This is a genomic window from Streptomyces sp. NPDC060205 (assembly GCF_042728395.1).
GTDB lineage: Bacteria > Actinomycetota > Actinomycetes > Streptomycetales > Streptomycetaceae > Streptomyces.
The window spans coordinates 1-23785 of the sequence record NZ_JBHWZP010000084.1; the positions used below are offsets into that span (position 1 = coordinate 1).

A 23785-nucleotide genomic window follows, 5' to 3' on the forward strand; every position below is an offset into this window, starting at 1 on the left:
CCGAGAGAAATCAACTGAATGAAAACAGCTACCCGGCCCGGTAAAGTCCCAGCTCAGCAAGTGTCGACCCCGCACCCGCGGGGATGCTCCCTGTGCGTTCGCGAGCGCCTCGCCCTTGCCGACGTCGACCCCGCACCCGCGGGGATGCTCCGCACTACCGGTACATCATCCCCCGCACGATGCAGTCGACCCCGCACCCGCGGGGATGCTCCGTGGGAGAGCCACGTTGCGGATTGGGAAGCGGCGTCGACCCCGCACCCGCGGGGATGCTCCGGAGTCGGGGACTCCCCAGGACCGGATCGCGCGGTCGACCCCGCACCCGCGGGGATGCTCCGTACGCGACGAAGTGGCGGCCGGGCACGCCGCTGTCGACCCCGCACCCGCGGGGATGCTCCTGTGCTGCACCTTCGTGCGCTGCGCGCCTGCCTGTCGACCCCGCACCCGCGGGGATGCTCCCGAGGAAGCCCAAGCGGTCGCCGCCCGTTTCAGGTCGACCCCGCACCCGCGGGGATGCTCCGGTGAGGTCGACGACGTGGGCGGCGAGCTCCAGGTCGACCCCGCACCCGCGGGGATGCTCCGACCGGCACGGTGACCGTCAAGACACCCGCGCCGTCGACCCCGCACCCGCGGGGATGCTCCGCTCGGTGTTCCGGCGCCGTTCCGCCTCCAGCAGTCGACCCCGCACCCGCGGGGATCCTCCGCGGCATTCGACGGCGGGCGGCGGGAATCAGGCGTCGACCCCGCACCCGCGGGGATGCTCCGAGGCCTGGCAGATCCTGCTGTCCCCCGCCACGGTCGACCCCGCACCCGCGGGGATCCTCCGCCGCTGCGCGCCACCGTGATGCTCAAGCCCGGGTCGACCCGCGCCCGCGGGGATCCTCCCGGCAGGTCAAAGGGCAGGCGCAGGGAGAACCCGTCGACCCCGCGCCCGCGGGGATCCTCCGGACCTCGGCCGGAGCTACACCCCGATCAACGAGTCGACCCCGCGCCCGTGGGGATCCTCCGTTCACGCCGACGGACCTGGACGTGCCGGAGCTGTCGACCCCGCGCCCGCGGGGATCCTCCGAACGTGCAACGCTTCCTCCAGGAGCACGACGAGTCGACCCCGCGCCCGCGGGGATCCTCCGGCCGGACGCCTCACCCGGGTGCAGGACACCACGTCGACCCCGCGCCCGCGGGGATGCTCCGTGCTGTCCGTGATGATCAAGCCGACCATCAACGTCGACCCCGCACCCGTGGGGATGCTCCCCGGGCGGGACCCGGTCGCACCGCTTCAAGGTCGTCGACCCCGCACCCGCGGGGATGCTCCGGTCCGCAGAGGCGGCGCAGCGTCGACCTCGCGCCCAATGGGCGCGCTTCTCGGTATGAGTCGACGTCGTACCGCTGCGGTCGGCCCCGTACCTGCGGGGATGTTCTGTCGAACCGCGCGCAGCTTTCTGGTTGTTTCCGCAGGTCAAGTCATCTTGTCAGTGGTGGGTTTTAGGGTCTGGTGCTCAGTTCTGAAAGCAGGCGGGGGCATGGTGGATGTTCGGGAGCTGAGTGAGCGTTACGGGCCGGTTGTGGTGCGGGCTTTGGAGACGCTGTGGGGGAAGTCGCGGGGGCGGGCAGGGGGTACAACGAATCTTCTGCTTGCGCATCTTGTGGATACTGCGGCGGTTGCGGAGCTGTTGTGGGACGGCTTCCTTGCGCGTTCGACGTGCTTGGCGCTGGATGAGGTCGCGGGTGGGCCGGGGCGCGGGCGGCGGTTGTTCGTCTGGTTGTGCGGAGTTCACGACTGCGGGAAGGCGACGCCGGCGCATCAGCGTCTGTGGCCCGAGGGCGCGGAGGCTGTGCGCAGGTTGGGGCTGACATGGGTGGAGTCGGCTGCTGTGGCGGGGGCCAAGCAGCAGAGGCGGTGGCGTCACGACTGGGCGGGTGGGTTGATGACGCGGGAGGTGCTGGCCGGGGCCGGTTGGGATGTGAGGCAGCTGGACTGGGTGTGGCCGCTGGTGGCTGGGCACCATGGTGCGTTCCCTTCGCTGCGGGATGTGCAGGAACCGCGTCAGGCGAAGGGGCAGTTGCGGGGGAGGGGAACGTGGCGTCAGGTCCAGCAGGCTGTGCTTGATGTGTTCACTCAGGAGATCGGGTTCGGGGGCCTCGGCGAGGTGGAGCCCGTGGTGGTTCCGTCCAGGGCGCTTCAGTTGCAGCTCAGCGGCTTGGTGGTGATGGCGGACTGGATTGCCAGTGATGAGCGGTTCTTCGTGGGTGTGGACGATCTGCGGCTGGTGAGTCTGGATGCTTCCCGTGAGCGGGCGGCGTCGGCGTGGCTGGCTCTGGGGTTGCAGGGCGGTTGGGGTGCTTTGGCCGTGCCGGGGCCGGAGGCGTTCCGGGACCGGTTCGGGTATGCGCCGCGGCCCTCGCAGGTCATGGTGGGCGAGGCGGTTCGCCGTATGGGCAGTCCGGGGATCGTGGTGGTCGAAGCGCCGATGGGTGAGGGCAAGACGGAGGCTGCTCAGTCTGCGGCGGAAGTCCTGGCTGCCAGGTTCGGCGCGGGTGGCGTGTTCGTGGGAATGCCGACCCAGGCGACCAGTGATCCCATGTTCACCCGTACACGTCGGTGGCTGGAGGCGGTCGACGAGAACCTGGCGTCCCGGGTAGTGCTGTTGCACGGCAAGAGGGCGTTCAACCGGGAGTGGAAAGCTCTGCTTGAGGACGCCGGCGCGTATGCGGACGAGGCGTTTTGCGGGGTGGACGAGTTCGGGCTGGAGGACGACCCGTACGGAGTCGAGTCCGAGGCGCGTGATGTGCCGGAGCGGCGGGCGCCCGCGGAGTGGTTTCTGGGATCGAAGCGCGGGCTGCTGGCCCCGTTCGTGGTCGGTACGGTCGATCAGCTTCTGTACGCGGCTACCCGTACACGGCATGTGATGCTGCGCATGGCGGGTCTGGCCGGCAAGGTCGTGATTTTGGACGAGGTGCACGCGTGCGACGTGTACATGAGCCAGTTTCTGCAAGAGGCGCTGCGCTGGCTGGGTCAGGCCGGGGTGCCGGTGCTCGTCCTGTCGGCGACGCTGGCACCCGCGCAGCGCCAGGCGCTGGTCGAGGCGTATCTGGCCGGTGCGGCCTCACGGGAGGAGCTCCGGGTTCAGGTGCCTGTGCCGTCGGGGTACCCGAGCGTCACGGCTGCATGGCTGCCGGCCTCGGGGGAGCCGCAGATCCATATGGATGCGACCGGCAGTTGGCGCGAGGACCTCGGCGTGCGGGTGCGGATCGTGCCCGAGGCGGTGCCCGGTGCACATCGTTCGCGTCAGGAGCGCGAACGGTTGCAGGGCGAGGCGGATGCGCGGGTAGGGGACCTGCTGGCAAGCGAGCTCGCCGACGGGGGAACCGCGCTGGTCATCCGTAACTCCGTTGCGCGGGCACAGAGCCTCTATGAGGAGTTGCGCGGGCGGTTCGGCAGGGACGAAGTGCGGCTTCTGCACGCTCGCTTCACCGTGGCCCGGCGCGCCGATCTGACGGAGGAGAGCCTGCGCCTGCTGGGTCCGCGCACACCGCGGGCCAGGGATGGCCGGTTGATCCTGGTGGCGACTCAGCTCGCTGAGCAGTCCTTCGACGTCGATGCCGACCTGCTCGTCACGGATCTGGCGCCCGTCGACCTGCTGTTGCAGCGCATCGGCCGGTTGCACCGGCATGAGGACACCTGGCGTCCGGACAGACTGCGCGTGCCGCAGGTGTTCCTCACCGGGTTCGAGCCGCGTGAAGGCCGTGAGCCGGCGTTCGCGTTCGCCAGCGAGATGATCTACGGGCGCCATCTGCTGCTGCGCACCGCAGCGGTGCTGCCCGGCGCGGGTGAGGTGTGGTCGGTTCCAGGCGACGTGCCTGAGCTGGTGGCCAGGGTGTATGGGGCGGATGCGTCGCTGCTGCCCCAGATGTGGCGGGAGGCCGGCGAAGAGGCAAGCGGGGAGCAGGAGAACAGGGACCGAACGCGTGCCGAGAACGCACGGCAGTTCCTGCTGACCGCGCCCGGTGAGCACGAGAAGCGGACGCTGGCAGGTCTGCACTACGGCGGCTCCACCGCGGGCAGCAACGAGGACTCACTGCAGGCCGCGGTGCGTGATGGTGACGAATCCGTCGAGGTCGTCCTGGTGGTCCAGGAGGAGGACGATGCGGTCTTCAGGACGCTGGCGGGACGGGCCTTGAGCGTCAATGGTGAGGTGGCGCCGGAGGTGCTGGAGGAGGTGCTGGGCTCGGTGGTGCGTCTGCCGCCGAAGCTGACGCAAGCGGCCGCGCAGTTGCAGCCACTGCCCGGCTGGCACGGGCATCCGTGGCTGCGTCACAGCCGTGCTCTGGTGCTGGACGCCTCACGCAGGGCCCGGCTGGGTGACCTCACGGTGTCCTACGACGACGAGTTCGGGCTCCGGCAGGAGTAGACACTCCGGGGCCTGTCGCACGGTGTGCGGGGGTGCGGTGAGCCGCCGGGCTGGCGCCCGGCGGCCCGGTGCCCCGCGTGGCGCGGGGTCGAGGCGGGTCCCGATCCGCTGGGCAAACACAGAAGGGGATCATCCCCGGGCCCGGGGCCGTCACGGCCCGAGGGTTGGGGTCAACGGCCGGATTGTCGCACCTGTTTGAGGAGAAAGCATGTGCCCCCCTCGGCACTGCTGCTAGCTTAAACAAAGAAGCTTCATCAAAGGGGGGACCGATGGCTGATGGCTTTTTTCTGACAGACGATCCATGGCTGCTCTTACCGCCGGCCGCAGGGGGAGTAGCGCAGGAGCGCTCGCTGCGTACCGCGTTGCTGGAGGCACACGAGTTCGGCGACCTCGTGGTGCAACTCCCCACCCAGAGGCCGGCCGTGATGCGGCAGGTTCTGCTGCCGGTGATCCTCGACGCTCTGGGCAGGCCGGCCGATGAGCGTGAGTGGATGAGCTGGTTCTCCACCGGACGCTGGTCACCGGAACAGCGTTCGAGGCTGGAGGCGTATCTGGACGCGCACCGTGAACGGTTCGACCTTTTCGATCCGGTGCAGCCCTTCGGTCAGGTCGGTGGCCTGCGTAGCGCGAAGGACGAGACGAAGAACGCCGCCCTGATTGTCGCGACTGCCGCCACCGGAAACAATGTGCCGCTGTTCGCGTCGCGCACGGAAGGCGATGCCTTTTCGCTGACTCCGGCGCAGGCGGCGCACTGGCTGCTGCATACACAGTGCTGGGACACCGCGGCGATCAAAACGGGTGCCGTGGGCGACCCGAAGGCAAAAGCGGGCAAGACCACAGGCAACCCGACCGGCCCGCTCGGGCAGATGGGTGTCACCCTGCTGGCCGGGACGACGCTGTTCGAGACGCTGTTGCTGAACCTTCCGGTCGGAGCGCCGCCCACCTCCGCCGACCTGCCGCAGTGGAGGAGGCGTGAGCCCACCAATCCTCGATCGGCAGGCACTCCCCGATGGCAGGAGCGGGCCCCCGAAGGGCTCTTGGACCTGTGGACCTGGCAATCCCGCCGTATCCGGCTCGTCCCGGAAAACACCGGTGAAGGCCTGCGGGTGACGCGCGTACTGGTCGCCGCGGGAGACCGGATGCCGCACGCGCCGGAGATCGAACCGCACACCATGTGGCGCCTGGAGCCCACCGGCAGCCGCAGCACGAGCAAGCACAAGGGCGCCGCCGCGGCGCCGCGCCGCCCGTTGCGCCTTCAGCCAGGCAAGGCTGCGTGGCGCGGGCTGGACGCGCTCCTCGCGCCCGAACGGCAGTTTCGAGAAGCAGGAGAGAAAACGAGCGGGTTCGCCACCAGCAGGCTCTTGGACCAGGCCGGTGCCCTGGCGCCCGATCTCGGGGAGGCGTACCCGTTGCGCGTGGAACTTGTCGGGATGGCGTACGGCAACCAGTCGGCCGTCATCGACGACGTGATGTTCGACGCGCTGCCCCTTCCGCTGGCCGCACTCGACGCGGACAGTGACGTCCGCTCCGCCCTCCTCGAAGTGGCGGAACAGGCAGAGCAGTTGGCCACGGCCGTCAATCACCTCTCGGCTGATCTGCGGCGGGCTCTGGGCGCCGAACCCATCCCCTGGGACAAGGGACAGCGCCCCGGCGAACTCGTCCTGCACGCCCTGGACCCGCTGGTTCGGCAGTTGCTGGCCGGGATGCGCGGTGTGCAGGACCTGGAACGGATCGAGGCCGGACAGCTCGCCTGGGAGCAGCTGGCGTGGCGGCGCAGCTGGGAGGTCGCGGACCGTCTTCTGCAGGCGGTGCCGGTTGAAGCGTTCGTGGGAAGGAAGGTCTCCCAAGGGGAGGGCAAGCCCGAGCGCACGCACCGCGTCCCCCTGGCCGAGGCGTCCTTCCTCAAACGCCGTGGGGAGATTCTCCACCGGGCAGAGGCCGCCCGGCGCAGCAGCCCTCACCCTGTCAGCCAGTAAGCGCCAAAGCGCTGCTTGGGACGCCCACGTCTCTTACGCCCCGACCTGAGCCCTCCCATGCCCTCCTCCGGGACGCTCCCACATGCCTTCGCGACACCGCATCCCTCATCACGTCTGGACACGGACATGACCGAAGAAGACCTCACGAAGCAAAGAATCTGGCACCGCTACATCGCCGCGGACGGCACCTGGCGGCGCAAAGACGGCCCGGCGGCCATACAGCGCCCGCCCGGCGAGGACCTCGCAGTTCTGCGCCATGGGCTGGGACGTCCCGCCGGCACCGTGCTGGAGATGTTCCCGTTCTACACCTGCCCGGTCGATGACTTCGCCGCCCGCCGCGGGGAGGTCTCGGCCGAACAGGAAGCCGAACACGTGGCGCTTGCCCTCTACGGGCTGCACCAGCAGAGCCAGGAGCGGCCGATGCACCGCGACGGAGTCAGCCTCGGCCGGGCCATGCTTGAGCTGCGGCGTCACGGGCGCACCAGTGATGAGGCAGTCGACTCGCGCTTCCAGCAGGCGTTCTCCGCCACCTCGATGCAGGCACTGCAACTGCGTCTGCGCGGTCTGATCACCCAGCTCAAGGACATCAAGCAGCCTCTCGACTACAACCGCCTGGTCGGCGATCTCCACCACTGGAACCGGCCCGAAGCCCGGTCCCGCGTGCGCCGCCGCTGGGGCCTGGACTACTACGGCTGGACCCAGCCGGCCACACCGTCGCGATCCGGCCGCTGAGACCAGCAGCACGCACGACGTCGGCCGCCCGGCCGCACGCACCCGCGCCGGTGCCGGCCCCGGATCACCACCCACTCACAGGACTTGGAGCAACATTCGATGACCCAGCGCCTCTACATCGACGTGCACGTCGTCCAGACCGTCCCGCCCGCCAACCTCAACCGGGACGACCAGGGCAACCCCAAAGAAGCCATCTACGGAGGCGTCCGCCGCTCCCGGGTCTCCTCCCAGGCGTGGAAGCGGGCGACCCGTCAGCACTTCGACGACCAAGCTCCCGAGGCCGATCGCGCCACCCGCACCAAGCGTCTCACCGGTGAGCTCACCACCCGGATCACGCAGAACACGGCTCTGGAACGTGAGGACGCCGGCCGGATCGCTGCGGCCTTGCTCGCCCAGCTCGGCCTGAGCCAGGGCAAGAAGGCCAGCGACACGGCCTATCTCCTGTTCTACGGCAACGCCCAGCTCGATGCCGTAGCCGCCCTCGTCACCAACGAGGCCACCGACCTCGCAGCCCTGGACGACAAGGCACTGGCGGATGCGGTCAAGGAATGGCCCGTCGCGGAAACCTTCACCACCGGGCACCCGGTGGGCGTCGCCCTGTTCGGCCGGATGGTCGCCGACATCCCCAAGCTCAACGTCGATGCCGCCGTCCAGGTCGCCCACGCGCTCTCCACCCACGAGACGCAGCTGGAATTCGACTACTTCACCGCGGTCGACGACAAGAACGAGAAGGAGGAGACCGGAGCCGGGATGATCGGCACCATCGGCTTCAACTCCGCCACCCTCTACCGCTACGCCACCGTCGGGCTCGCCCAGCTCACCGACAACCTCGGCGGGGACACCGAAGCCGCCCTCGACGCCCTGGACCGGTTCGTCGACAGCTACACCCTGTCCGTCCCCACCGGCTACCGGAATTCCTTCGCCCACCGGACCCGGCCCAGTCTCGTTGCTGTTGTGGTGCGCACCGACCAGCCCGTCAACCTGGTCTCCGCCTTCGAAGAGCCCGTTCCGGCCGAGGCCGGCATCCAGGCGAACTCCGCCCGTCGCCTCGCCGAGGAACACCTCACCGCCACCCAGGTCTGGGGCGACACCCCTCTCTACGCGGCGGCCAGCCACACCTTCAGCACCCGCGAAACCCGCACCAAGGACACCGTCGAGACCCTCACCCAGGCATTCGGGGAATCCGTCGCCTTCGCCGACCTGCGCGCCACCTTGCGTACCCGCATCACCACCGCCCTGGGGGAACAGGCGTGACACCCTCCGCCCGCACCTCCGTCCTGCTGCTGCGGCTCGCCGGCCCGCTCCAGTCCTGGGGCGACCGCAGTACCTTCAACCGGCGCGAAACCCGGCCCGAACCCACCAAATCCGGAGTCGTGGGTCTGCTCGCAGCCGCCGCCGGCCGCTCACGGCACGCCGCGGTGGACGACCTTGCCGGGCTCGCCCTGGGCATCCGCATCGACCAGCCCGGCAGCCTCCTGCGCGACTACCACACCGTCAGCGACCATCGGGGCCGGCCGCTCCTGTCCGCCGCCGTATCCGCCAAGGGCCTGCAAAAACCCACCTCACCTGCCAAGCACACCCACATCACGCAGCGCTTCTACCTCCAGGACGCCGTCTTCCTCGCCGCTGTGGAAGGCCCAGAAGAACTCATCACCACCCTCGAACACGCCGTCCGCCACCCCGCCTTCCCCCTCGCCTTGGGCCGCCGGTCCTGCGTACCCGCACAACCCCTGCTCCTGGGCCAGCGCACCGGCCCGCTCCACGACGTCCTGCGCGCGGAACCCTGGCAAGCCTCCACTACGGTGCGCAAGCGCTGGGGACGCCAGAACGGCAACACCGCCCGCATCGACCTGCCCGCCACCCTCGACGACTCGGCAGGCGACGACGTCCGCGACGACGTGCCCCTCTCCTTCGCCCCCACCCGCCGCACCTACACCACCCGCCGCACCTCACACACCTACCTCTCAGTCCCCACCGGCCTCACACCCGACCCCACACGGCCCCCAACCAGCGGCGGCCACGACCCCTTCGCCCTCCTGGGCTGGTGACCGACATGCCCTATCTCTCCCGCATCCGCATCAACCCGCTGCGCGCCGAAAGCCGCAAGCTCCTCGCCGGCCCACGCGCCCTGCACGCCGCAGTCCAAGGAGGTGTCCCCGGCCTGCCCGCTGAAGAGCGCACCTTGTGGCGACTGGACGCGGACAATCCCCACCGCCCCCACCTGTTCGTCCTCACCACCGACAAACCCGACTGGACGCACCTCGTCGAACAGGCAGGCTGGCCCGACGCCGACGGCGAGCACTACGCCGTACGCGACTACACCCCCCTCCTGCAACAACTGGCAACGGGCCGCAGCTTCGCCTTCCGCCTCACCGCCAACCCCGTCCAGAACACCAGCCGGCCCGACAAACCCACCCCGCGCCAACAACAACGCATCGACGCCGGTGAGCGCCGCAGTTTCCGCCTCGGCCACCGCACCGCCGCAGCTCAGCTCAACTGGTTCCTCACCCGCACCGCCCGCTGGGGCTTCGACATCCCCACCGCCCCCCACCTGGACGACACCCGCAACAGCGACGGCGAACCGCCCCGCGAGGTGCGCATCACCACCCGCCAACGCCGTGCCTTCGGCAAAGGATCCCTCGGTGCGAAGGAAGCCCAGGTCGTCATGAACGCAGTGACCTTCGAAGGGCACCTGCGCATCACCGACCCCGCCCTGCTCACCGAACGACTCCTGACCGGCATCGGCCCCTCCAAGGCATACGGATGCGGACTGCTCACCCTCGCCCCGCTCCCCGAAGGGGCATGAACCCGTGCCTGACATCTGGTGGAAAGCAGACCCCCAGGACCTGCACCGCCTCGTCGACCGCGTCTCCAGCGTCTACGTCGAGCGCAGCCATCTCGACCGCGACGAGAACGCCGTCGTCATCATCAACAAACGACAAACCGTCCGCGTCCCCGCCGCCATGGTCGCCGTCATGCTCCTTGGCCCCGGCACCCGCGTCACCCACGGAGCGATCCGCCTGCTCGCCGACTCCGGCACCACCGTGTGCTGGGTCGGCGAACAAGGCGTCCGCATGTACGCAGCCGGCCTCGGCCCCAGCCGCGGCGCCGGCCTCCTGCACCGCCAAGCCTGGCTCGTCACCCGCCCCAAGGAACGCCTCGCCGTCGCCCGCGCCATGTACAACATGCGCTTCCCCGGCGAAGACGTCTCCGCCCACACCATGCAACAACTCCGCGGCCGTGAAGGCACCCGCATCCGAAAGCTCTACCGAGCCCACGCGGATCGCACCGGCGTCCCCTGGAACGGCCGCGACTACAAGGCCGGCGACGCCTTCGCAGCAGGCGACGACCTCAACCGCCTCCTGTCCGCAGCCAACGCCGCCCTCTACGGCATCTGCCACGCCGTCATCATCGGACTCGGCGCCAGCCCCGGACTCGGCTTCGTCCACACCGGCAAAGCCACATCCTTCGTCATGGACATCGCCGACCTGTACAAGGCCGAGTACACCATTCCGCTCGCCTTCGACCTCGTCGCACAAGGACTCACAGAGGAACGCGACGCACGACTGGGACTTCGCGACCTCATCGCCCGCGACAAACTCCTCGGCCGCATCGTCACCGATGTGAAGCACCTGCTCACCCCCGAAGGAACGGACTTCGACGACTCTGAGGCCAACCTTTTGTGGGACGAAAACCTCGGCGCCGTCCCGGGCGGCACCAACTACGCCAGCCACGCAGACCTGTCAGCACACGGGATGACCGACAACCACATCGCGGTCATCGGACCCGAAATCGACGACACCGAACCCACACCATGACCGTCATCATCCTCATCGCCGCGCCAGAGGGACTGCGAGGACACCTCACCCGCTGGATGGTCGAGGCCAGCGCCGGCGTGTTCGTCGGCAACCCAAGCCGTCGCATCCGCGACCGCCTGTGGGAACTCCTGGCCACCCGCATCGGCGACGGCCAGGCCATCCTTATTGAACCCGCCTCCAACGAACAGGGATGGGCCGTACGCACCGCAGGCCGCGACCGCTGGCAACCCGTCGACTTCGACGGACTGATCCTTTCGGCCCGCCCCCAAAAACAACTAAACGAAAACAGCCGCCCCGCCCGATAAAGCCCCAGCTCATGAAGTGTCGACCCCGCGCCCGCGGGGATCCTCCCGGGCGGGAGTTTCACGTTCGTTCTCCGCCTCCGTCGACCCCGCGCCCGCGGGGATCCTCCGGCCTTTCCCGACGGGGCGCAGGTCCTCGCGTGGTCGACCCCGCGCCCGCGGGGATCCTCCGGCGGCCCCGGGGCCGTCCGTGACGCAGGGGAAGTCGACCCCGCGCCCGCGGGGATCCTCCGAGTGCGTTGCGACCGCTCGGGCCCGTACGAACGTCGACCCCGCGCCCGCGGGGATCCTCCGTAAAACTCCGGGCCCCATTCCCACACACGGGAAGTCGACCCCGCGCCCGCGGGGATCCTCCCTGGGAGTGGAGGCCGAGTAGCGTGGATTCCTTGTCGACCCCGCGCCCGCGGGGATCCTCCGCAGGCGCGGCCGGGGCTGTGGGCGCGGTCGCTGTCGACCCCGCGCCCGCGGGGATCCTCCCCGTGAGGGACAAACTCTCACACGTGGTCGTCAAGTCGACCCCGCGCCCGCGGGGATCCTCCCGTGGCGAGGCTCCTCCGCGGACCGCTGCTTCAGTCGACCCCGCGCCCGCGGGGATCCTCCGGCCAGCGAACGGATCTCCGGCCTGGAACCGAGGTCGACCCCGCGCCCGCGGGGATCCTCCGAGGACGACGACGTCGACGACGACGCCCAGGACGTCGACCCCGCGCCCGCGGGGATCCTCCGCTGACGGGGCGAGCGACGTGCTGACGCTGGTGGTCGACCCCGCGCCCGCGGGGATCCTCGGGCGGCGGCCCCCGTGAAGAAGGCCCCCGTGCAGTCGACCCCGCGCCCGCGGGGATCCTCCCCCCGACCTGCCCCCCAACGTCCAGGCCATCCAGTCGACCCCGCGCCCGCGGGGATCCTCCGCACCCCGACGACCAGAAGCCCCCGACGGCCGCGTCGACCCCGCGCCCGCGGGGATCCTCCGCCGAACCAGTGCTTCTCTCCGGCCGACATGGCGTCGACCCCGCGCCCGCGGGGATCCTCCGGAATCCAGCTCATGAACCACGTGATCCGAGCAGTCGACCCCGCGCCCGCGGGGATCCTCCCGCGTCCAGGAACGCGACCTCGCCCGCACCCGGGTCGACCCCGCGCCCGCGGGGATCCTCCCCGGCTGTCGGCGGCGAGCAGCTGGCCACCGTGGTCGACCCCGCGCCCGCGGGGATCCTCCGCTGGGCGTGAGCCTGCCGCGCACGTCCCAGCAGTCGACCCCGCGCCCGCGGGGATCCTCCGGGCGAGCGCCCCGGCTACTACCTGTGGCCCGCGTCGACCCCGCGCCCGCGGGGATCCTCCGTGGATCGGCATCATGGGCGCGCTGATCCTCGTGTCGACCCCGCGCCCGCGGGGATCCTCCATCCGTGTTCCCCATGTCGGCCCCGGGGGGGCGTCGACCCCGCGCCCGCGGGGATCCTCCGGAGTCGTTCCGTACGACGTCAGGACGTCAGCTGTCGACCCCGCGCCCGCGGGGATCCTCCGGGCTCGCCGCACGCATGGGCGGTGACGAGTTCGTCGACCCCGCGCCCGCGGGGATCCTCCGCTGGCGGCTGCGGAGAAGAAGCTTGCGGATCTGTCGACCCCGCGCCCGCGGGGATCCTCCGCCGAGTTCGGAGAGCACTGCATCGGCCACGACGTCGACCCCGCGCCCGCGGGGATCCTCCGAAGTACCGGTTCGCCGTAGCGGCCATGGTCGGGTCGACCCCGCGCCCGCGGGGATCCTCCCTGGTTGTCCGCGCCGGCCCCGTTCAGCGTGAAGTCGACCCCGCGCCCGCGGGGATCCTCCGAGACCCGCGAGCGACGCGCGGACGAGGGGGTCGTCGACCTTGCGCCCGCGGGGATCCTCCGGCCGTCCGCATCATCATGGACAACCAGGACGCGTCGACCCCGCGCCCGCGGGGATCCTCCGTACATGGAGAACGCGGCCACCCCGAACCTGATGTCGACCCCGCGTCCGCGGGGGTCCTCCCTGGACCGGCTGAGGAACGTCGCCAGGGGCGCCGCTGATGCGTCAGCCTGGGGAGGGATCTTCCACCGTCGGGATGCACGGGGACAGCAGTGCCTCCGTGTGCTGAGTGACCATTCCTCGGGCGAGTCTCAGCACGCGCACCTCGTTTTCGTGACCCGGTTCCTCGTCATCGCGAAGGTGGAGGAGCCCGTAGGAACCAGGGGCGACCACCGCCACATGCTCGAACAGTTCGGCAGCGTCAGGCGAAGAGCGGTGATTGGAAGAGCCGCCGAGGTGGATAAACGGCTCGCCGTTCATCCACCTGAGATCGAGCAAGTACGGGCTGTCCATCCGGGCGATGCGAAGGCGAAGACCATCGACGATCTGTTGCAGCCGAGGCTCATCGTCCTCATCCGCTGCCGTCCCCCTGACCGTGATCCATCCGTGGTACTCAAACATCCCACGATCGTAGGGAGATGACCTGCTTCACCGTTCGGCCCCGGCATCTTGCGCCGGACACGACTGCCAAGGAGGCCAGTTCGAAGACCACCGTCACCTCCCTCACCGAGCAGGGGCGGGCTGCATACAGCGACCTGATCAAGGTTCGGCCTCCGCAGGCGCTGACCGACGCCGGTCACGGCGTGCTCTCGGGTAGTCCCGCTTGAGCAAGGTGATCTCCCGCTCCCACACCTGGGGGGTGACGTAGTCCCGCGGGTCACGAGTGACCGTGTACGTCTCCCGGTCGGTGCCCTCCGACGGTGTCGGATTTCTGTGCTGTCCCGGCGGCCGGTCGGCTGCCGGGGGCCCCGCGTCGCCCGCCGACGAGCGACGCGGGGTGTTTGGGGGGTGCGGGCTGCGGCCACCTGCAGACGTCCCTGAGACTTGGTAACCCTGGGTTCGAGCGCTGGGGTGGAGGAATGTGGGATGGTCGGGCCGCACCGTCGTTGTCCTTGGCTTCTTTGAGGAACTGGTCTGGTCAGGAGGTTCTGCGTAGGTACGCCGCCACCGGAAGATGGTCCGCGGCGCCACGGGCGCGAGGCGTGTCGATCACGGTGTAGGACTGCACACGCCAACTGAGGCTCTTCGTGGGCAGGATGGAGTCGGAGCGGTGGTCGCGGTCGCCCGCGCGCCAGTGGCCGGCGGTTCTGGCGAAGGCCAACCCCAGGTCGGCGGCGGGGTCGACGAATCCGGCGGTCAGCAGCGCCGGGTTAAGCCTGCTAACGCCAAGTCCTGATTTGGTGCTGAGCTGAGGACCGGAGAGAGGGAGCTGCGCGGTCATGAGTGTTTCCAGGGCCAGAGCCATCGGCCGGTTCAGGTACTCGGGCTCGGTGAGCTGCCAGGCGGTCATCGGGCAGTCGCCAGACGTTCGATCCATCGGGCCGGTTGCTCGGCTTCGGCCAGGGTGGGGACCAGCGTGCGGTCGAGCCAGACACGGTTGAAGACGTCCGGCCCCTGTCCGGCGATGAGCTGCGTTATGGCGTCCAGGCTGCGTGCCTGGGCCGCTTTGACCTTCTTCGGCATGGAGCGCTTGGCGAGTTTGCGATACCGCCCGGAGGCATCGGGGGCTATCTCCTGGGTCGTGACCGGCTCACCGAAGATTTTGGCGGTGATCTCCCGGTCCGCCCAGTAGGCGTGTCCTTCGATCAGGAACGTGTGGGCCCGGTCCGTGACTCCGCGCTGCTGCGGGAAGTAGCTCTCCTGGTCCGCCCACATGGCGCCTCGATCGGCTGCGTACTGCGCCAGGTGCGTCATTTCATGGGCGAGCATTTTGTGCAGCACCCGGCCGTCGTGGAGGACGCCGGCGTGCCGCAGCGCGTCGGGCACGATGACCAGTTCGGGACTCCCTGGCACCAGCTCGACCGTTTCGCCCATCATCATCGGCCAGAACACGAACCTCGTCGCGAGGTGGGCGGTCCGCTGGAGCTTGGCTTTCAGCTTGGCAGTGGAGCCGGCGCCGAGTTGCTCAGCTTCGGCGTGCAGCCGGCGCAGTGAACTCTCTTCGTGTGCTTCCTTCCATTTGTCGTATGTCATGAGACGGATGACCGCCGGTTCGGGCAGCCGTAACTGGGTGACGGCTGCCACCAGCGGGGCAATTTCTTCGGCGATGTCCCACAGGCGTGTGGCCAGTTCGTCGGACTCGGGGTCGGCTTCCTGGTGCATGACGAGGTGCATGTGCGGGACAGCTCCTTGTGAGGGATGTGGGGGCAGGGCGGCCGTGGTGGCTGCCGGGGGCCCCGCGTCGCCCGCCGACTGGCGACGCGGGGTGCTCGGGGAGTGCAGGCCACGGCCGCCGGCAGGCGTCCGTGGGCCCTGGCGCTGCTGATCTCGGCTGCCGGGATGGAGGAATGCGGGATGGTCGGGCCGCACCGTCGTTGTCCTTGGCTTCTTCGATTCGGGGACTGGTCTGGTCAGAAGGTTCTGTGCAGGCGCGCCACCCTCGGGAGATGGTCCGCGGCGTCCCGTGCGCGGGGTGTGCCGATCACGGGTTGGACCGCACCTGTCGGGAGAGGTGGTGCGTGGTCACGATGTAGTCGGACCGGTGGTCGCCGCCGCACCTGGGATTCGAATTTTCCTGAACTCGGTCTGTGGGTTCAGGGGGCGAGGTCGTACGGATCCAGGCGGGCGACGTTGCGGCGTAGCGCTTCGGCCATGCCGGTGCGGGAGAAGACGACCTTGACGGCGTGGTGGTCGCTGAGGCCGGTGGTGTCGATGACGCTGACCTCGGTGACGGCATTGATGAGCCAGGGGTCGGTGTAGATGCGGTCGATGCGGCGCTCGCCGCCTTGGTGTGCTGTGTTCTGTCCGGCGGTGGCGCGGAGCGCGTCGGCTTGTCCCAGCGTGTGCGCGGCATACCGAGCAGGGTCGTGCAGACCGGCTTTCAGCAGGGTCTCGTCGGCGTAGGTACAGCTGACGCGTGTTCCGCCGGGGCCGGGGTTGGTGCGGTGCATCCGGTGCAGCTGGTCGGTGATGGCCTGGCTGCTCCAGTCGATTGGCGCGACGCTCTCGCCGGCGGGGTGGGGGTATTCGTTGGCGTCGCCGCCCCCGAGGAAGGCCATCCCTTGGTTGATCTTGTCGGCGGCGGCGAGGATGTCGTCGGTCTCTCGCTCCCGGCCGCGGGGGGAGTTGAAGGCCAGGTGCCAGCTCATCATCACGATCGGGACCGTGGGAACGTCCCGCAGCCTGGCGACGATGTGGGTAGGAGGTGTGCGCCACAGCGGAGCGGGCCCGAACTCCTGGTGGACATCGAAGACGCAGGGCCGTACGAACAGGCCCGTGGGGTTGTTGCCGCAGCCCTGCCCGCCGAGGAAACCCCGCATGTCCAGCAGCCGTTCGGCCTCGTGCTTGCGCCGTTGGCCCTTGGCCAGACTGTGCGTTGTCTCCTGGCGCAGGAGTACATCAGGCTGATGTTCTGCGAGGAGTTCATGGATGGCGTACCAGCGCGGAGGAGGCTGGTCGTTCTCGTCGGGGCCGCCATCGCGTTCGATGTTGGAAGAGATGACGGTGACAACGGACTCGCGGTTGCTTTGGGTGCTGGGTGGTTGCTCCACGGGTTCAGGCACGGCTGTCACCTTCCTCACTGTGTGGTGTCCGCTCAAAGTGGTCGTGGAGTGGCCCGGCAGTGGAGGGGGCAGCTGTGTGCGGGCGGTCCGTAGCCGGCACGGGATCGGCGCCGGCGGGCAGGGGCGTGGCGACCAGCGTGCCGTCTCGTGGACTGGGTCCGGCGCTCGTGAGGACGCCCTGTTGTCTGAAGGGGACAAGGGCCAGGGAGATGGTGGACTTCCCGACGCCGAACTCGGCCGCCAGGGTGGCCGTGCTGGGCAGGAGAGCGCCGACCGGGTAGGTGCCGTCGCCAATACGCCGGCGGACGGCCTCCTCGATGCCCGGTCCGTGGGTGCCCCGCCGCGCAGCTTCGCGCCACTGGGCGGGTGTGGTGCCCGACGGGGCGATGCCGCCTCCACCGCCGGTCCGTACCTCCACGAGGCCGTCATCGCGCAGCAGCTGCACTGCGGTGCTGATCACGTAGGCCGTGGTCTTAAAACGGCTGACCAGTTCACCGGCCCGGCGGACCTCGCCACGTGCCCAGGTGAGGTCGGCGAGTTCGCCGCGCAGGACCCCGGCAATCTGAGTGCCGGCATTGACGCGCGATCTGCGGGGGGTGTTGTCGCGGGCGTCAGCCATGGTTGAACTCCCGTTGAGCGGGCGCGTCGATTTCCGCGTCGAGGACGGTCGGCAGGTGATCGGACACACGGCGCGCCATCTGTGTGTCGTAGGTCTGGTAGGAGCGGACGGTGAGTCCGCGCACGAGGATGTGGTCCAGGCACACGTCCCCTTGCTCGCCTGCGTAGTAGTAGCCGACGGTGGGGGCCCTGCGGACCTGGGTGATGGTCTCTGGGTCCTGCCAGCCGGATGCCAGCAGGGACCTGCATGGCCCGCAGGTCTGCGTCACCGAACGTCCCGTTGGGCCGGACGAGGCGGTAGCGCGCGTGGAGGTACTGCGGGATCTGGTCCCAGTCGTAAACGTCAGCGTCGCCCATGCGGGCACAGTTGAAGTCGCCGAGGAACATGGCCCGGGGGACACCGCCGAGATCGGTGGCCCACCCGCGTACCTCGACAAGCCGGGTGTCGCCGTCGGTGAAGGCGAGGTGCGTGGCGAGGGCGGTGAAGTCTGCGCTGCCGTCGGGCGCGTACAGCGGCTGGAGCTGGGCCTGGATCATGGCGTGGTGCAGGACGCCTTGGCCGCGCTGTCGCACGTCGATCAGACGGAGTTTCTGCGGGCGGAACAGCAGCGCGGTGAAGTTGCGGCCGTCGCCGATGCGGGAAGCGACCATGTCGGCTTCGAGCATGCCCGTCTCGGTGGCCAGCGTCTTCAGGCGGCGGCTGTCGTGCTCGTCCCAGCGGGTGCACTCCTGAAGCGCCAGCACATCAGGGGCCAGGGTCTTGAGGATGCCCAGCTCCGTGTCGAAACGCTCTTCCAGGCGGCCGTCACCGTCCAGACCGCCGTGGAGCAGGTTGTAGGTCACGGCGCGCAGCGTGGCCGGGGTCCTGAGGTCAGGCACGGCTGTCACCCCGCTGGCGTTCGACGTCGGTGACCCGCTCGCGGTGGACGTCGATCTCGTGCTGGGCGGCGACGCCGTAGTGGTGCAGGACGCTGGTACCGAACGCGGTGATGGCGAATTCGCTGCTCATGAAGGCGCGCAGGCCCTCGATGAGGTCGCGGTGGATGCGCGCAGAGCCGTAGTCGCGGTACGCGTCTCCCGGGCAGGGCGGGGGTGGTGCGATCTTCTCCCTGTGGCCGCGAAGGATGCCGGCGATGGCGGCGGCGGCCACCAGGTAGGGGTTGGCGTCGGCGCCCGCCATCCGCAGCTCCAGATGCCGGCCGCGGCCGTGGCCGGTCATCCGGAGAGCGCATCCGCGGTGGTCGTCACCCCAGTTCATGTAGAGGGGTGCGAACGAGTGCGGCCGGAAGCGCTTGTAGCTGTTGGGCACTGGTGCCCACAGCGGCGCCAGGTCCGGCAGGCTCTTGAGGAGCCCGCCGATCGCGTACTGCAGGGGCTGGGACCGGTTGCCGTCGTGCGGGGCGGCGAACGTCGGCTCGCCGTCCTTCCACAGGGACAGGTGCAGGTGCAGGCCGTTGCCGACCTCGTCACTCGGTGCGGCCATGAAGTTCACGCGCAGGCCGCGCTGTTCGGCGACGTGCTGGAGGGTCTGCCGGTAGACCGTGTAGTTGTCGCAGGCCCGCATCGCCTCCCCGTAGCGGAAGGTCACCTCCAGCTGGCCGGGCGCACCCTCGCCCTTGATCGCTTCGGCGGGGGTTTCGGCGTTGAAGAGAGCTTGTTCCAGGCTGTGGAAGAAGTCGTGCAGCTTCGGCGGGAGGTTGAGGGCGTAGTCGGCGTTGTGGCGGGTGACGGGCCGAGGGCCGTGGTGGAGCAGGAACTCGGACTCCCACCCGATACGGATCTCGTACCCCTGTTCTTTCAGGAGGTCGAGTTGCTGGCGCAGCAGTTCGCGCGGAGCGCTGCCGAGGCGTTTGCCGTTGGTGTCGACGGCGTCGCAGTGCACGAGTGCGACGCCGGGGGTGTGCGGCATGAAGCGGATCGTGTCCAGGTCGGGCTGCAGGCTCATGTCCCCGAACCCGTGGTGCCATCCGGTGAGGGGGTACCTGCTCGCCGCGCTCACGGTCATGCGCCGGTCGGTGGTCAGGACATACGAGCACATCTCGCCCGCGGTATCGCCCTGCTTTTTGACCTGGTCGAGGAAGAGGTTGGCGTCGAGGCGCTTGCCTCTGAGGAGGCCGTGCATGTCCGGGACGACAGGCGTCACCGTGCGGATGTGGAGGTCGACCACGGCATCGTGAAGTTGGCCAAGAGAGAGGAGGCCGGTGCGTGGCGGTGTGTCGGTGGCGTGCATCAGACCATGCCTCCGGCGATGGCGGAGTCCGCGGCGGTGGCGGCCGGCAGGGGCATGGCGTAGTTCTTCCTGCCCACGGTGATCCAGGAGATCCACGCCCCCAGGAGCACGATGGCCAGGGTGACGGGCGCGTAGTTGAAGGACTGCGAGGTGATGGGGTAAGCCTGCGGCAGGCAGAAGAACACGGTGAGCACGATCACGTAGGCGACGGCGAGGACGCCCAGCGGCTTGCTGAACCGGCCCAGGTTCCACAGTCCCTGCTGGAACCGGTTGCCGGCCTTCAATCGCAGGAAGACGGGGATGGCGTAGGCGGGCGTGATGCCCAGGACGTTGATCGCGGTGACCGCTGCGTATGCGGCGGGCGAGTGCAGACTCGGCAGGGCCAGGACGAACGCGATGGACACGCACAGCCACACCGCGGCCGTGGGATTCTGGGTGCGGGCGTTGGCCCTACTCCACCTCTTCCAGCCCGGCAGCGCCCGGTTGCGGGAGAACGCGTAGGCCATCCGGCTGGCGGCGGCGACTTCGGCGTTGCCGCAGAACAGCTGGGCCACGATCACGACCACGAGCAGGGCCTTGGCGACGCCGACGCCCAGGACGTCGATGAAGATCTGCGCGGGCGGCACCCCGGTAGCGGTCTCAAGGGTGCCGGAGTAGCTCTCCATCGCGAAGAGCATGCCGACGATCAGTACGAACCCGGCGATGCCCGACCACAGGATGGCGTGGACCATGCCCGACGGTGCGGACTTCTGCGCCTGGGTGGTCTCCTCCGCCATGTGGGCGGACGCGTCGTACCCGCAGAACGTGTACGCGGCCATCAGGCAGCCGACACCGGCCCCGTACAGGGGGTTGGTGATGCCCGAGTCGTTGTAGTACTCGGTGAACACGAAGCCGGGGGACTGGCGCTCGCCGGGGGCGGCGACGAGCAGGACGACGATCAGGAACACGCCGGAGAACTGCCACCACACGGAGATCTTGCTCAGTGCGTCGACCAGGCCGACGCCGAAGGAATTGAGCAGGCCGTGCAGGAGCAGGACGCACACGAAGACGCCCATGGTGTTCTCGGGCGTGGGCTCGAAACCCCACTGCAGGCTGGCGAATGCGCCGATGAAGGAGGCCGCGCCGTAGTCGATCCCGGCGATGGCGCCGACCAGCCCGAGGAGGTTGAGCCAGCCCGTCAGCCACGCCCAGCCGGGGCCGCCGAGCCGGTCGGCCATGTGGTAGAGCGCGCCGGCCGTGGGATAGACGGAGGTCACCTCGGCGAGGCAGGAGCCCAGGACCAGGGTCATGGCGAAGATGCCGACCCAGCCCCACACCATCACGGCCGGGCCGCCGTTGTGCAGGCCGAACCCGAACAGCGTCATGCCGCCGGCCAGGATGCAGATGACGGAGAACGAGACGGCGTAGTTGCCGAACCTGCCCATCTTGCGGGCCAGCGTGGGCGTGATGCCCTCAGCGATCAGCGCGGCGTCATCGTCGATGCGTGCTGCTCTTAAGTGAGACAAGGGTGTAAGTCCTCGTGATGTCGAAGAAGGGTCTGGAGGAGGGGCAGGAGTCTTGGGAGCGGGAACTGGTTCAGCAGCTGACGTGCTGCTTGTTGAGGGCGTAGGTACGGGCCTTGTGGAAGTCAGCGATCCAGTTGGAGCGGTTGTCGAGGCTCTGCCACGGCATGGCGGTGGCGTACGGGCCGATCGCCTCGAAGACGGGGCCGGCGCCGCCCACGCCGCTCTTGAGGAGCGTCCAGGCCAGGAGGTTCAAATCCTGTGACAGGACAGGTGAGGCGCGCGTCTCCTCGTCGAGGTAGGCGAACCAGTGGTCTCTCGCCAGCTGCACGTAGCGCCGGATCTGGTGCCCCGTCCAGTACGTGAAGTCGCTGGCTCCTCGGCGGTTGCGTCGTTGCCTAAAGTCCTCGGCGAAGGCGTACAGCGGCACCATGTGCAGGTTCGAGCACTCGCCGGCGCTCATGGCCAGCCACTGCGCGACGGAGTGGGCGCCCTCTCCGCGGGCGTAGAAGAACTGGAGGAGGCGCTGATGGGCCTCGCGGTTCTCCGGGTCCCGCTGACGTACCGCCCAGAACAGCGGCCACGGACCGGCAGGGAGACCGTTGGGGCCGGGCGCCCAGTGGACGTGCTGGTTCTGCGGGTAGCGCGGATCGGCGTCGAACTGTGCCAGCGCAAGCAGGCACACCCGTGCCGCCGGGCACTTCGGGCTCGCCGTGATGGCGGCGTGACAGACGCGGCGGGCCTGGTCGGCTGCGGCCAGCACGGCGGGGTCGCCGTGGGGAAGCTGGAGGGCGAACACGCGCTGCGTCAGGACGCGGGCCCACATCAGCAGGGAGTCCGCGGTGTGGGGCTCCTCCTGGTACCAGTAGTCGATCGCCGGGGTGTGGGCCGCGTACAGGGCGATGACCTGGCTGCGGAACGTCCGCACCTGCCAGTCGTGGCCCGTGGCGGCCAGGACCTCCTTCACGAGCCGGTAGCGGCCGAGCTTCAGTTCCTCGAAGACCGGATACAGCGCCTCGTCGCTGCCCGCGGCGTGATCGATCAGGGGCATGTCACGAGTGGACACGGTGACACCTCCGCAGGACCAGGCGCGTTTTGGACGTCTGTAACCAAGGGGAAAGCAAGGGCATAGGGATAGGAGTCCTTCAACTTCAAGAGAACCCCGGGGGGGTGGGGGCCGCCGGGCAGCAGTCGGCGGGAACCCGCCCGGGGGAGACGGGTGGTGCGGCTGCTGCCCGGCGGCGTTCATGGGGTCAGCCGGAGGCGGCTGTCACGTCGAGGGGCAGCACGTCGACTCTCAGCCGTTGCGCGTACTCGGCGTGCGGTTCCAGGCCCAGGGCGTGACGGCGGTCGTCGAGCCGCTGGGGGTCCCGGACGCGGTAGATCTTCAACTCGCCGCTCGCGGTCGGGATGTAGAGGGTCCCGTACCGCTGCGGCTCGTTTCGGTACAGACACAGGCGGTCATCGAGCAGGGCGTAGTGCTGCGGGTCGGCGTCCTCCTGGCGGACCGCCCGCCCCAGCAGTTCGAGCGCACGCGCCTGCAGCACGCCGTCCCCGCAGCGTGTGGCGATCTGCCAGGCAGCCTTCGACCCCTGCTCGCCCACGAGGCGATATCCCGGCCAGCCGTGCTCTGCCAGCGTGACGCGCAGAAGATGCGTGTGCTCCGCGAATATGCCACCGATCACGCGCAGGGCGGCTTCCGTTCGCGGCGTGCACGCCTCGGTCTCCTGCACACGCCACATGCAGCGCAGGAAACTCACACTCAGGTCCGGGCGGGAGGGTTGCGGTCTGGTCATGAAGAATGCTTCCTCGAAGCAGGCAGACGGGGGTGGTGGGGCCGCCGGGCCACAGCCCGAGGTGAACCTGCTCCGTGCGGGGAGCTGGGCCCGATGGCTGTGGCCCGACGGCGTCTAGGGGGCATGGTCGAGCGGGTACAAGTTGAGGGAGCACCAGGTCGTCGTGCCGTCGGCGCTGATGCCCCAGTCGTCGGCCAGGGCCCGGACGATGAACAGCCCGCGACCGCACTCCTCCAAGACGTCAGCGGCACGCAGCTCGGGGAGTTCGTGTGAACCGTCCCGCACTTCGAGCCGCATCCGGCCGTGCTCGAAAAGCATGCGCACGCGGACATCGCCGTGTCCGTGTCTGAATGCGTTGGTGACCAGCTCGGAGACGAGTAGTTCCGCGTTGTCGACGATGTCGGGCAGCTCGAACCGGTCGAGCCCGCGTCGGACAGTACGACGCAGGTCCCTCACCCACACCGCATCCGCAGGATCGACGGCGCCGTCTTTGGAACCGGCACTGCGCTTGACGACTACCTCGATGCCTTTGCAAGGAATGAATCCGAAGGAGGCGCTGAAATCGTTCTGTGTGATGGCTCCAGTCGGTGTCACGCCGAGGTCTCCGCCCGAGGGACTGGGCCAGAGCGAGATGGGCGGGACGCGCACGATGTTTTCCTGGACAGGGGAATCCAGTGGAGGACGCGCCCTTTTGGAGATGCGCTGCTCAGCCATCGGCTCCCCTTACAAACGTCGCTTGGTGAGTACGTAGAGCGAACCGCGATTGACCAGTTGTGGATACCAGGAGAGAGGCACGCGGCTGCCAAACGTGACGCAAGATCGTTTTCACCATCGAGCTGCCGGGAAGGCCTGCAGTGGGCACTT

20 protein-coding genes, 1 pseudogene and 1 CRISPR repeat array are annotated in these 23785 nt (G+C 69.2%); of the genes and pseudogenes, 9 read left to right on the top strand and 12 right to left on the bottom strand.

Annotated features, from left to right (window positions below):
- Positions 1 to 1517 precede the first annotated feature (1517 nt).
- The 8 genes from cas3 to cas2e all read left to right on the top strand — a co-directional run bounded on the left by cas3 (position 1518) and on the right by cas2e (position 11237).
- On the top strand, positions 1518 to 4406 hold the full coding sequence (cas3, locus tag ACFWGJ_RS17205) for a CRISPR-associated helicase Cas3' (protein ID WP_387324933.1): 2889 nt from the start codon (positions 1518 to 1520) through the stop codon (positions 4404 to 4406).
- A 269-nt stretch (positions 4407 to 4675) separates the two neighbouring features.
- Positions 4676 to 6382, top strand: a complete 1707-nt coding sequence (casA, locus tag ACFWGJ_RS17210) for a type I-E CRISPR-associated protein Cse1/CasA (RefSeq protein WP_387324936.1) — start codon at positions 4676 to 4678, stop codon at positions 6380 to 6382.
- A 126-nt stretch (positions 6383 to 6508) separates the two neighbouring features.
- Positions 6509 to 7114, top strand: a complete 606-nt coding sequence (gene casB / locus ACFWGJ_RS17215) for a type I-E CRISPR-associated protein Cse2/CasB (protein WP_387324938.1) — start codon at positions 6509 to 6511, stop codon at positions 7112 to 7114.
- Between the two features lie 99 nt (positions 7115 to 7213).
- The gene (gene cas7e, locus ACFWGJ_RS17220) at positions 7214 to 8368 is read left to right on the top strand and encodes a type I-E CRISPR-associated protein Cas7/Cse4/CasC (RefSeq protein ID WP_387324940.1); all 1155 of its coding nucleotides are present in this window, start codon (positions 7214 to 7216) and stop codon (positions 8366 to 8368) included.
- Positions 8365 to 9162: a type I-E CRISPR-associated protein Cas5/CasD gene (gene cas5e / locus ACFWGJ_RS17225; RefSeq protein ID WP_387324943.1), complete on the top strand. Its 798-nt coding sequence runs from the start codon at positions 8365 to 8367 to the stop codon at positions 9160 to 9162. Before cas7e ends, cas5e begins: the two co-directional genes overlap by 4 nt.
- A 5-nt stretch (positions 9163 to 9167) precedes the next feature.
- The gene (gene cas6e / locus ACFWGJ_RS17230; RefSeq protein WP_387324995.1) at positions 9168 to 9920 is read left to right on the top strand and encodes a type I-E CRISPR-associated protein Cas6/Cse3/CasE; all 753 of its coding nucleotides are present in this window, start codon (positions 9168 to 9170) and stop codon (positions 9918 to 9920) included.
- Positions 9921 to 9924: 4 nt separating this feature from the next.
- The gene (gene cas1e, locus ACFWGJ_RS17235; protein ID WP_387324946.1) at positions 9925 to 10932 is read left to right on the top strand and encodes a type I-E CRISPR-associated endonuclease Cas1e; all 1008 of its coding nucleotides are present in this window, start codon (positions 9925 to 9927) and stop codon (positions 10930 to 10932) included.
- Entirely contained in the window at positions 10929 to 11237 is a 309-nt protein-coding gene (gene cas2e, locus ACFWGJ_RS17240) for a type I-E CRISPR-associated endoribonuclease Cas2e (protein WP_387324949.1), read from the top strand. The genes cas1e and cas2e overlap by 4 nt, the downstream gene beginning before the upstream one ends.
- Before the next feature lie 18 nt (positions 11238 to 11255).
- Positions 11256 to 13236: a CRISPR direct-repeat array (repeat unit 28 nt; unit sequence GTCGACCCCGCGCCCGCGGGGATCCTCC).
- 42 nt (positions 13237 to 13278) lie between these two features.
- Here the strand turns inward: cas2e and ACFWGJ_RS17245 are convergent.
- Positions 13279 to 13674, bottom strand: a complete 396-nt coding sequence (locus ACFWGJ_RS17245; RefSeq protein WP_387324951.1) for an Imm7 family immunity protein — start codon at positions 13672 to 13674, stop codon at positions 13279 to 13281.
- 17 nt (positions 13675 to 13691) lie between these two features.
- Here ACFWGJ_RS17245 and ACFWGJ_RS17250 point away from each other — a divergent pair, with 17 nt between their 5' ends.
- The gene (locus tag ACFWGJ_RS17250; RefSeq protein WP_387324954.1) at positions 13692 to 13880 is read left to right on the top strand and encodes a hypothetical protein; all 189 of its coding nucleotides are present in this window, start codon (positions 13692 to 13694) and stop codon (positions 13878 to 13880) included.
- A gap of 311 nt (positions 13881 to 14191) precedes the next feature.
- On the opposite strand, the gene ACFWGJ_RS17255 is transcribed toward ACFWGJ_RS17250, so the two are convergent.
- The 11 genes and pseudogenes from ACFWGJ_RS17255 to ACFWGJ_RS17305 form a co-directional block, all read right to left on the bottom strand.
- Positions 14192 to 14590, bottom strand: coding sequence for a hypothetical protein (locus ACFWGJ_RS17255; RefSeq protein ID WP_387324957.1), 399 nt, complete (start codon positions 14588 to 14590; stop codon positions 14192 to 14194).
- Positions 14560 to 15387 carry a hypothetical protein gene (locus ACFWGJ_RS17260; RefSeq protein WP_387324960.1) on the bottom strand — a complete coding sequence of 276 codons (828 nt, stop codon included), beginning with the start codon at positions 15385 to 15387 and terminating at the stop codon, positions 14560 to 14562. The genes ACFWGJ_RS17255 and ACFWGJ_RS17260 overlap by 31 nt, the downstream gene beginning before the upstream one ends.
- A gap of 419 nt (positions 15388 to 15806) precedes the next feature.
- The gene (locus ACFWGJ_RS17265) at positions 15807 to 16775 is read right to left on the bottom strand and encodes an endonuclease/exonuclease/phosphatase family protein (protein WP_387324962.1); all 969 of its coding nucleotides are present in this window, start codon (positions 16773 to 16775) and stop codon (positions 15807 to 15809) included.
- On the bottom strand, positions 16768 to 17394 hold the full coding sequence (locus tag ACFWGJ_RS17270; protein WP_387324965.1) for a GntR family transcriptional regulator: 627 nt from the start codon (positions 17392 to 17394) through the stop codon (positions 16768 to 16770). Before ACFWGJ_RS17270 ends, ACFWGJ_RS17265 begins: the two co-directional genes overlap by 8 nt.
- Positions 17387 to 17662, bottom strand: coding sequence for an endonuclease/exonuclease/phosphatase family protein (locus ACFWGJ_RS17275; RefSeq protein WP_387324997.1), 276 nt, complete (start codon positions 17660 to 17662; stop codon positions 17387 to 17389). The genes ACFWGJ_RS17270 and ACFWGJ_RS17275 overlap by 8 nt, the downstream gene beginning before the upstream one ends.
- A 154-nt stretch (positions 17663 to 17816) precedes the next feature.
- Positions 17817 to 18281: pseudogene (locus ACFWGJ_RS17280) on the bottom strand (endonuclease/exonuclease/phosphatase family protein); the annotation flags it as partial.
- Entirely contained in the window at positions 18265 to 19623 is a 1359-nt protein-coding gene (locus ACFWGJ_RS17285; protein WP_387324968.1) for a glutamine synthetase family protein, read from the bottom strand. The pseudogene ACFWGJ_RS17280 and the gene ACFWGJ_RS17285, both read right to left, overlap by 17 nt.
- On the bottom strand, positions 19623 to 21128 hold the full coding sequence (locus tag ACFWGJ_RS17290; protein ID WP_387324971.1) for an amino acid permease: 1506 nt from the start codon (positions 21126 to 21128) through the stop codon (positions 19623 to 19625). The genes ACFWGJ_RS17285 and ACFWGJ_RS17290 overlap by 1 nt, the downstream gene beginning before the upstream one ends.
- Before the next feature lie 70 nt (positions 21129 to 21198).
- Entirely contained in the window at positions 21199 to 22191 is a 993-nt protein-coding gene (locus ACFWGJ_RS17295) for a hypothetical protein (protein WP_387324974.1), read from the bottom strand.
- Positions 22192 to 22378: 187 nt separating this feature from the next.
- A complete protein-coding gene (locus ACFWGJ_RS17300; RefSeq protein WP_387324977.1) occupies positions 22379 to 22921 on the bottom strand; it encodes a DUF6624 domain-containing protein in 543 nt (180 codons plus the stop codon).
- 114 nt (positions 22922 to 23035) lie between these two features.
- Positions 23036 to 23635 (bottom strand): ATP-binding protein, encoded by a 600-nt coding sequence (locus tag ACFWGJ_RS17305; protein WP_387324980.1) that lies wholly within the window; start codon positions 23633 to 23635, stop codon positions 23036 to 23038.
- Positions 23636 to 23785 lie beyond the last annotated feature (150 nt).

Excerpts from the sequence above, each read along its gene's own strand:
- cas3 (WP_387324933.1), top strand. The coding sequence starts at position 1,518 with ATGGTGGATGTTCGGGAGCTGAGTGAGCGTTACGGGCCGGTTGTGGTG.
- casA (WP_387324936.1), top strand. The coding sequence starts at position 4,676 with ATGGCTGATGGCTTTTTTCTGACAGACGATCCATGGCTGCTCTTACCG.
- casB (WP_387324938.1), top strand. The coding sequence starts at position 6,509 with ATGACCGAAGAAGACCTCACGAAGCAAAGAATCTGGCACCGCTACATC.
- cas7e (WP_387324940.1), top strand. The coding sequence starts at position 7,214 with ATGACCCAGCGCCTCTACATCGACGTGCACGTCGTCCAGACCGTCCCG.
- cas6e (WP_387324995.1), top strand. The coding sequence starts at position 9,168 with ATGCCCTATCTCTCCCGCATCCGCATCAACCCGCTGCGCGCCGAAAGC.
- cas2e (WP_387324949.1), top strand. The coding sequence starts at position 10,929 with ATGACCGTCATCATCCTCATCGCCGCGCCAGAGGGACTGCGAGGACAC.
- ACFWGJ_RS17245 (WP_387324951.1), bottom strand. The coding sequence starts at position 13,674 with ATGTTTGAGTACCACGGATGGATCACGGTCAGGGGGACGGCAGCGGAT.
- ACFWGJ_RS17250 (WP_387324954.1), top strand. The coding sequence starts at position 13,692 with ATGACCTGCTTCACCGTTCGGCCCCGGCATCTTGCGCCGGACACGACT.
- ACFWGJ_RS17255 (WP_387324957.1), bottom strand. The coding sequence starts at position 14,590 with ATGGATCGAACGTCTGGCGACTGCCCGATGACCGCCTGGCAGCTCACC.
- ACFWGJ_RS17260 (WP_387324960.1), bottom strand. The coding sequence starts at position 15,387 with ATGCACCTCGTCATGCACCAGGAAGCCGACCCCGAGTCCGACGAACTG.
- ACFWGJ_RS17270 (WP_387324965.1), bottom strand. The coding sequence starts at position 17,394 with ATGGCTGACGCCCGCGACAACACCCCCCGCAGATCGCGCGTCAATGCC.
- ACFWGJ_RS17285 (WP_387324968.1), bottom strand. The coding sequence starts at position 19,623 with ATGCACGCCACCGACACACCGCCACGCACCGGCCTCCTCTCTCTTGGC.
- ACFWGJ_RS17300 (WP_387324977.1), bottom strand. The coding sequence starts at position 22,921 with ATGACCAGACCGCAACCCTCCCGCCCGGACCTGAGTGTGAGTTTCCTG.
- ACFWGJ_RS17305 (WP_387324980.1), bottom strand. The coding sequence starts at position 23,635 with ATGGCTGAGCAGCGCATCTCCAAAAGGGCGCGTCCTCCACTGGATTCC.